Annotated in this window: 3 protein-coding genes; 2 read left to right on the top strand and 1 reads right to left on the bottom strand. The window is 70.3% G+C overall.

The genetic code is table 11. From position 1 onward, the window contains the following. A partial coding sequence (locus tag D7V97_RS41685; protein ID WP_304988534.1) for an alpha/beta hydrolase occupies positions 1-479 on the bottom strand: 479 nt, incomplete at its 3' end. Between the two features lie 176 nt (positions 480-655). On the opposite strand from D7V97_RS41685, the gene D7V97_RS41690 reads away from it, so the two are divergent. Continuing rightward, entirely contained in the window at positions 656-2,179 is a 1,524-nt protein-coding gene (locus D7V97_RS41690; protein ID WP_120616082.1) for a GMC oxidoreductase, read from the top strand. Between the two features lie 11 nt (positions 2,180-2,190). Continuing rightward, positions 2,191-3,112 (top strand): multidrug effflux MFS transporter (locus tag D7V97_RS41695; RefSeq protein ID WP_120616083.1); only part of this gene is annotated, 922 nt, incomplete at its 3' end.

The following is a 3,112-nucleotide window of genomic DNA, read 5'->3' on the forward strand; positions in this document are numbered from 1 at the left end:
GAGAACCCCAGCGCCCCCACCCGCGCGGGGTCCACGTCCGGCTGCGTCCGCACGAACTCCAGCGCCGCGCGCACATCCATGCGTTCCTTGTCGCCCCACGTGGACGTCTCGCCACCGCTCTGCCCGTGCGCGCGCAGGTCGAACAGCAGCACGCCGTAGCCCGCGTCCCGCAGCACCCGCGCCTCCGGCAACAGGTCCATGCGCGTCTGCGACAGCCCGTGCGCCAGCACCCAGGCCGCCTTGTTGCGCGACGGCACGTACCAGCCGCGCAGCTCCACCCCGTCCTCCGTGCGCAGCGTCACCTCCCGCGCGGACGCGAAGTCCGCGGGCAGCACCGCCACCGGCTTCGGGTAGTGGAAGTACTGCTCGGAGCGCCACGCCGCCCGGCCGAACAAGGCCAGCGCCACCAGCAGGCAGGGGAGCACCACCAACACCCCCAAGAGCCGCCCCCACCGAATCCGCTTCAGCACACTGGCCATGTCCGATCCTCTCCTACAACGGCGCCTCCAGAGAGCTTCCAGGGGGAAGTCAAGGACCCGGGCTTGTGTTGACCCCGCCCTACCTCTAGAGCCTCTAGGCACCAACAAGCCCTTGATTTACAGTGTATATATACTTTAGCAGCGGCGGTAGAAAGACCGTCCAGGTGAGTGCGGCAATGAAGGTGTCCAAGACGGTCTATGACGCGGTGGTGGTGGGGTCGGGAGCCTGTGGTGGTTGGGCTGCAAAGCAACTGACGGAAGCCGGCTTGCGGGTGCTGGTGCTGGAAGCCGGCCGGAGTGCCCAGGCGGACAAGGTGATGCACGTGGTGCACCGGCTGCGGCAGAAGCTGGGCTACCGCGTGGAGTCTGACGCGGACCGCAAGGGCCGTCAGTCCGTGCAGGCGACGAGCTTCGCCTGGCCCTTCCACCCCCACGCCTTCGTGGACGACGTGGACAACCCCTACACCACGCCGCCCGACGCGCCGTTCGCCTGGATCCGCGCGCGGCAGGTGGGCGGGCGCACCAGCGTGAAGAGCCACGGCCGCCAGTTCTACCGGCTGTCCGACTTCAACTTCCACGCAGGCAGCCTGGACGGGCTCAGCCCTGACTGGCCGCTGTCGCACGCGGAGCTGGCGCCGTCCTACGAGGTGGTGGAGCGGTGGATGGGCCTGCGCGGCAACCCGGACGGCGTGGACACGCTGCCGGACTCCGTCTTCGCCGGCCCCGCGCCGCTGTCGCCCGGAGAGGTCCGCCTGCGCGAGAAGGTGAAGGCCCGCTGGCCCAACCGCCACGTCGTGGCCCGGCGCACCTCCAACGCCCCGGTGACGCTGCCCGCGGCCTTGAAGACGGGGCGGCTGACGCTGCGCTCGCACGCCATCGCCAGCCACATCCTGCATGACGCGAACACGGGCAGGGTGACGGGCGTGTCCTTCATCGACGCGAACACCGGCACCTCCGAGGAGGTCCGCGCGAAGGTGGTGGTGGTGGCGGCGGGCACCATTGAATCCACGCGGTTGCTGTTGCACTCGCGCAACCGGGCGTTCCCGGACGGCCTGGCGAACAGCTCCGGCCTGGTGGGCCGCCACCTGATGGACCACATGTACCTGCAAGGGATTGAGGCGCGGATGGGATTGCCCGCGCACCTGCAGCAGAAGGAGCACGGCTGGGCGTACATCCCCCAGTTCCGAAACGTCACCGAGCGCGATCCGGGCTTCGCTCGAGGTTACGGCGTGCAGGTGTTCACCTACGACGACCAGGTGCACCTGGTGCCCTTCGGGGAGATGCTCCCGCGCGCGGAGAACCGCGTCACGCTGAGCGACACGGTGAAGGACCGCTGGGGCATCCCGGCGGCGCACATCGACTGCCGGCACTCCGACAATGAATTGAAGATGACGGAGGACGCGGCCACCTCCTGCCAGGAGATGCTGGAGGAGGCCGGCTGCACGGTGGAGCGCATCAACCGGACGCTGTCCACGCCGGGCATGGCCATCCACGAGGTGGGCACCGCGCGCATGGGCAGGGACCCGAAGACGTCCGTGCTCAACCCCTACAACCAGAGCTGGGACGTGCCCAACCTCTACGTCACGGACGGATCCTGCTTCCCCTCCCAGGGCCCGCAGAACCCCACCCTGACGATGATGGCCGTCACCGTGCGGGCCTGCGCGCACCTGGTGGGTGAGCTCAAGGCCGGCCGCCTGTAGGCCCCTGCCCGATGACGACCGCCGCCCCTTCGCCGAAGGCCGCCCGCTCCACGGAGGGCTCCGCGCTGGTCATCCTGCTGGGCACGCTCATCGGCTTCGGGCCGCTGTCCATCGATATGTACCTGCCGGCGTTCCCGGCCATCGGGCAGTCGTTGCACGCGAGCGCGGGCGAGGTGGAGCGCACGCTCTCGACGTTCTTCGCCGGGCTCGCGCTGGGACAGCTCCTCTCCGGGCCGGTGAGCGACCGCTACGGCCGCACGAAGCCGCTCTACGTGGGGCTGGCGCTCTACATGGTGGGCTCCATCGGCTGCGCGCTCGCGCCTTCGGCGGGGGTGCTGGCGGCGTGGCGGTTCGTGCAGGCGTTGGGAGGCTCCGTGGGCATGGTGTCCTCGCGGGCCATCGTGAGGGATTTGCACTCGGGTGCGGCGGCGGCGCGGATGATGTCGCGGCTGGTGCTGGTGATGGGCCTCGCGCCCATCGTGGCGCCGCTGCTGGGCGGCTGGGTGCTGCGCACGTCCGGGTGGCGCCCCATCTTCTGGAGCCACGCGGTCATCGGCGTCATCGCGCTGGCCGCCGTCATCCTCATCCTCCCGGAGACGGCGCCGCCACGGAGCGGACCGTCCCAGCCCTTCCGCGCGATGGCGCGCCTCGTGCGGGCACCGGACTTCGTGGGCCATGCGTTGGCGGTGGCGCTCGCGCAGGCGGGGATGTTCGCGTACATCGGCGGATCGCCCTTCGTGTTCATCACGCTGCACGGCGTGGCGCCGGAGCACTTCGGGTGGTTCTTCGGCGCGAACGCGGCGGGGCTGGTGCTGGTATCGCAGCTCAACCACCGGCTGCTCGCGCGCTCCTCGCCGGAGCAGGTGTTGAAGTGGGCCGTGCGCGTGGCCGCGCTCGCGGGGCTGGCGCTGGTGGGCGTGGCGGTGACGGGGC

This window comes from Corallococcus sp. CA053C, from assembly GCF_003611675.1.
Classification (GTDB): Bacteria; Myxococcota; Myxococcia; order Myxococcales; family Myxococcaceae; genus Corallococcus.